This is a genomic window from Nonomuraea sp. NPDC049784, assembly GCF_040659615.1.
GTDB lineage: Bacteria > Actinomycetota > Actinomycetes > Streptosporangiales > Streptosporangiaceae > Nonomuraea.
Genome location: NZ_JBFAMX010000716.1, coordinates 1 through 4,722, shown reverse-complemented (window position 1 = coordinate 4,722; position 4,722 = coordinate 1). Strand labels below are relative to the sequence as shown.

Here is a 4,722-nt window from a genome sequence, read left to right as displayed (position 1 = left end):
CCGGCCGGGATCGCCGAGCTGGGCAAGTTGCAGCGGCGGCTGCTCGACACCGCGCTGGACGCCGTGCGTCCCGGCGGCGTCGTCGCGTACGTCACCTGCTCCCCGCACCTGGCCGAGACCCGGGTCGTGGTCTCGGACGTCATGGCGCGCAGGCACGACGTCGAGCAGCTCGACGCCCGCGACTATCTGCCCGAGGTCGAGGGCTTGGGCGACGGCCCGCACGTCCAGTTCTGGCCGCACCGGCATGGCACCGACGCCATGTTCCTGGTGTTGCTGCGTAAGCGTCCTCGCATGTGAGGCGCATGCTGAGCGGCGCCCAGCACGATGAGGGGCGGGCCACGGCGTGGGCGGTCTGCCCATAGCAAGCGACAACCGGGTCAAGGCCAAGGCCAAGGTCGCCCGCGCCCACCGCAAAGGTGCGCGAGGAACTTCCGGCACCGGCCTGGCACTCACCCCAGCGGGCGACCGATGGAATCCCGGCGCTTCTACAGCGCGGGGAGTCAATAGACTTGGTGAATCATGGCCGTACAGATCTCTCCCAGCATCCTCGCCGCCGACTTCGCCAGGCTCGCCGACGAGGCCGCCGCCGTGCCCAACGCCGACTGGCTGCACGTCGACGTCATGGACTACCACTTCGTGCCCAACCTCACCATCGGGCTGCCCGTGGTCGAGGCGCTGCGTAAGGTGACCTCGACGCCGCTCGACTGCCATCTCATGATCGACGACCCCGACCGCTGGGCGCCGCAGTACGCGGAGGCCGGGGCGGGCAGCGTGACCATCCACGCCGAGGCGGCCAAGGGGCCCATCAGGACCCTGCGAGAGATTCGCGCGCTCGGCGCCAGGGCCGGCCTGGCGCTCAACCCGGCCACGCCCGTCGAGCCGTATGAAGACCTGCTGGGCGAGGTCGACATGCTCCTGCTGATGACCGTGGAGCCGGGGTTCGGCGGGCAGAAGTTCCTCGACGGAGTGCTGCCCAAGGTGCGGCGGGCACGGGAGATGATCGAGCGGCACGGCGGACGGGTCTGGCTGCAGGTGGACGGCGGAGTCGACGCCGGCACGATCGAGCGCTGCGCGGAAGCGGGCGCCGACGTGTTCGTGGCGGGCAGCGCCGTCTACGGGGCCTCCGATCCCGCCTCCGCCATCGATGCCCTCCGCGCCGCCGCCACCTTCAAGAACGCATAAACCGGTCGGCGCCCGGGTAACCATTCACTTATGGGCGACCATGGGATCTTTGGGCCCCGCTCAGTGACGTGGCGGGTGATGGGCGAGCCGATCCTGCTGGTGGGCGGCATCCGGGCGCTGCTGATGCAAGGTCTGCATCCGAGGGCGATGCGCGGTGTGCTGCAGAACTCCACGCTCATGGATCCGCACGAGGCCTGGTCGCGGTTCGTACGGACCACGGAGTTCGTACGCGTTCGTACGTATGGGTCGAACGCCGAGGTCGAACGGGCGGGACGGCGCGTACGCAAGATCCACGCCAAGCTGACCGCCTACGACCCCGACACCGGCGCCACCTTCCACCTCGACGACCCCGACGCGCTGCGCTGGGTGCACGTCGGCGAGGTCGACTCCTACCTGTCGGTCGCCCGCCGGGCCGGGGTGCGGCTGTCGGACGCCGAGGCTGACGGGTTCGTCGCGGAGTGGCGGCGGGCCGCCGAGGTGGTGGGGTTGAAGGCCGAGGACGTTCCCGCGTCTGTGGCCGAGCTGCACGACTACATCGAGGCCGCGCGGCCGGGGCTGCGGTTCGTGCCCGAGGCGGCCCATCCGCTCCGCCTGTCGCTGAATGCCCCGCTCCCTCCCAAGCTGATGCCGCTCAAACCCGCGCTGCCCGCGCTGACGCTGCTCGCGTTCGCCACGCTGCCGCGCTGGGCGAGGCGCCTGTACGGGCTGCCCGCCACGCCGGTCGGCGACCTGTGGGCCACGGCCACGCTGCGCACGTTGCACACCGGGATCGGGCTGGTCCCCGGGGACGTCCTTTACAGTCCCGCCGCCCGCCGCGCGCGCCGGCTCATGGCCGCCTGAAACCTAGCGCTTGGTCTAGGGGGTAGGGGTGGTCGCGCGCGGCATTTCGGACATGGCACACTGGTAGCGGAAGAGAGCTAGCGTGCTCCGGGGTCGGTGAAATTCCGAACCGGCGGTAAAAGTCCGCGACCCGGCCGATGCCATCGGCCGGTTGACCCGGTGAAATTCCGGGACCGACGGTTAAAGTCCGGATGGGAGGAAGCGCGCGAGGTGTCCGGCGTCCCAGCCGGGCGCTTGCCGTGGTGCATATGCGCATCACGGCAGAAAAATCCCCCGGGGCCCGCCGTGGCTTGCAGCTACTGGCGAGTAGGAGACCCGGGTGGAGATTCCCCCGCAGGACGCCGTGCACATGGCGCGCGCCGTCGAGCTGGCCGCGCGCGGACACGGCACCACCAGCCCCAACCCCGTCGTGGGCTGCGTCGTGCTCGACGCTTCCGGCCAGGTCGTGGGGGAGGGGTTTCACGCGTACGCGGGCGGGCCGCATGCCGAGGTCGTGGCGCTGGCGCAGGCGGGGGAGCGGGCGCGGGGTGGCACCGCGTACGTGACGCTCGAGCCCTGCGATCACACCGGACGGACGGGACCGTGCAGCCGGGCGCTGCTCTCGGCCGGGATCGCGCGGGTGGTGATCGCGGTGGCCGACCCCAACCCGAAGGCCGCAGGCGGGGCGGCGCGGCTGCGGGCGCACGGGGTTTCCGTGACGACCGGGATACTGACCGCAGAGGCCTCGCTGGTCAACGAGGAGTGGCTGACGTACGCGCGACTCGGGCGGTCGCATGTGACGTGGAAGTTCGCGGCGACGCTGGACGGGCGGTCGGCGGCCGCGGACGGGACCAGCCAGTGGATCACCTCGCCGGAGGCCAGGGCCGACGTGCACCGGCTGCGGGCCGCCTCGGACGCGATCGTCGCCGGCATCGGCACCGTTCTCGCCGACGACCCCCACCTCACCGCCCGCCTCACACCCACCGCCGGCTCGGCCGCTCCTGCTGTGGTGGCGAGTCCCGTTGAAGGTGCCGGCGGTGGCGCGGACCAGGGCGCTGGGCGCGGGACGGAAAGCGGCCGAGAGGCAGGCGTCGATGACGGCGCGGGGGATGGTCAAGGTGTGGGCGCCGGCTCTGGTCCGGTCGCTCCGGCTGTGGCGGCGCGTTCCGTCGGAGGTGCCGGCGGCGCGGAGCTCCGCCGGGATGGCGGCGTCGGCGGCGGGGCGGACGGGTGTCGGGACGAGGGCGCGGGGCGCGGCACGGGAGGCGGCGTCGGCGGCGGGGCGGACAGGCGTCGGAACGAGGGCGCTGGGCGCGCGACCGGAGGCGGCGGAGGGGATGGCTTCGGCGGTGGTGCCGGAGGCCAGGGCGTGGATGCCGGGCACAGGGGAGGGCGGAAGTCGGGCAGGCGGGGGCCGTTGCGGGTCGTGGTGGACACGCGCGCCAGGACGCCCCAGTCCGCCAGGGTGCTCGACGACAGCGCGCCCACGCTCGTCGCCATCGCCGAGGACGCCGACACCGAGCTCAAGGCCGACCTCCTCCGCCTGCCCCGCGGCGACCGCGGCCTCGACCTGGACGCCCTCCTGAGAGAGCTGGCGGCGCGGGAGATCGTGAGCGTGTTCCTGGAGGGCGGCCCCACGCTGGCCGGTGAGTTCCTCAGGCAGGGCCTGGTCGACCGCGTGGTCGCGTACATCGCCCCCGCGCTGCTCGGCTCCGGGCAGGCCGCGCTGGGTGCGGCCGGGGTGGGCACGATCGGCGAGATCCACCGCCTGACATTTGACGAAATTTCCCCTATTGGGCCGGATCTACGGCTGATCGCCCGGCCCGCTTCCCAACCAGGCAGGGAGTAGTGATGTTCACCGGAATCATTGAGGAAAAGGGCGAAGTGGTCGCCATCGAACAGGCAGGCGGCGGGGCCGTGCTGTCGGTGCGCGGCCCGGTCGTCACCTCCGACGCCAAGCACGGCGACTCGATCGCGGTCAACGGCGTGTGCCTCACGGTCGTGGAGGCCAAGGACGACGTTTTCACCGTGGACGTGATGAGGGAGTCCCTGGACCGCAGCTCCCTCGGCGGGCTTATCGAGGGCTCTCCGGTGAACCTGGAGCGCGCCGTACGAGCCGACCAGCGCCTCGGTGGCCACATCGTGCAGGGCCACGTGGACGGGACCGCCGTGCTGCTGTCCCGTGAGCCCGGCGAGCGATGGGACGACGTGCGGTTCTCCCTCCCCGAGGCGCTCAGCCGGTACGTGGCGGAGAAGGGCTCGATCGCCATCGACGGAATCAGCCTGACGGTGACGACGGTTGACGACGAAAGCTTCGGTGTGAGCCTCATCCCCACGACGCTCAAGCTCACCACCCTGGGCGACCGTCAGGTCGGCGACGTGGTGAACATCGAGGTCGACGTGATCGCGAAGTATGTGGAAAGGCTGGTGGTCAGGCAGTGAACTGGGCGAACGCCGGATTTGAGGTATTCGGCACTCACGTGCTCTGGACCGACCTGATCGGCAATATCGCCGCCCTGTCGACGGTCCTGCTCGCCATGCGCAAGTCAATGTGGACCTGGCCGGTGCAGTTCGCCGGATCTGTGCTGCTGTTCATCGCCTCGATCAACGCGCACATCACCGGCAACGCGCTCAAGCAGGCTCTGTTCGCCGGCCTGGCGGTCTACGGCTGGTGGGCGTGGCGGCGCGGCACGCAGGACGGCAAGCAGCTCGCGGTCCGCC

Annotated in this window: 5 protein-coding genes, 1 pseudogene and 1 riboswitch; all 6 genes and pseudogenes read left to right on the top strand. The window is 71.3% G+C overall.

What is annotated here, in order from left to right:
- A pseudogene (locus tag AB0J09_RS56655) lies at positions 1 to 297 on the top strand (rRNA cytosine-C5-methyltransferase); the annotation flags it as partial.
- A 222-nt stretch (positions 298 to 519) separates the two neighbouring features.
- Complete coding sequence (gene rpe, locus AB0J09_RS56650) at positions 520 to 1,182, top strand: ribulose-phosphate 3-epimerase (RefSeq protein WP_360710981.1); 663 nt, start codon at positions 520 to 522, stop codon at positions 1,180 to 1,182.
- Between the two features lie 78 nt (positions 1,183 to 1,260).
- Positions 1,261 to 2,022, top strand: coding sequence for an oxygenase MpaB family protein (locus AB0J09_RS56645; protein ID WP_360710979.1), 762 nt, complete (start codon positions 1,261 to 1,263; stop codon positions 2,020 to 2,022).
- 78 nt (positions 2,023 to 2,100) lie between these two features.
- Positions 2,101 to 2,231, top strand: a riboswitch (FMN riboswitch).
- A gap of 110 nt (positions 2,232 to 2,341) precedes the next feature.
- Positions 2,342 to 3,850, top strand: coding sequence for a bifunctional diaminohydroxyphosphoribosylaminopyrimidine deaminase/5-amino-6-(5-phosphoribosylamino)uracil reductase RibD (gene ribD / locus AB0J09_RS56640; protein ID WP_360710976.1), 1,509 nt, complete (start codon positions 2,342 to 2,344; stop codon positions 3,848 to 3,850).
- 2 nt (positions 3,851 to 3,852) lie between these two features.
- A complete protein-coding gene (locus AB0J09_RS56635; RefSeq protein WP_360710973.1) occupies positions 3,853 to 4,443 on the top strand; it encodes a riboflavin synthase in 591 nt (196 codons plus the stop codon).
- Positions 4,440 to 4,722 (top strand): nicotinamide mononucleotide transporter family protein (locus tag AB0J09_RS56630; RefSeq protein ID WP_360710970.1); only part of this gene is annotated, 283 nt, incomplete at its 3' end. The genes AB0J09_RS56635 and AB0J09_RS56630, both read left to right, overlap by 4 nt.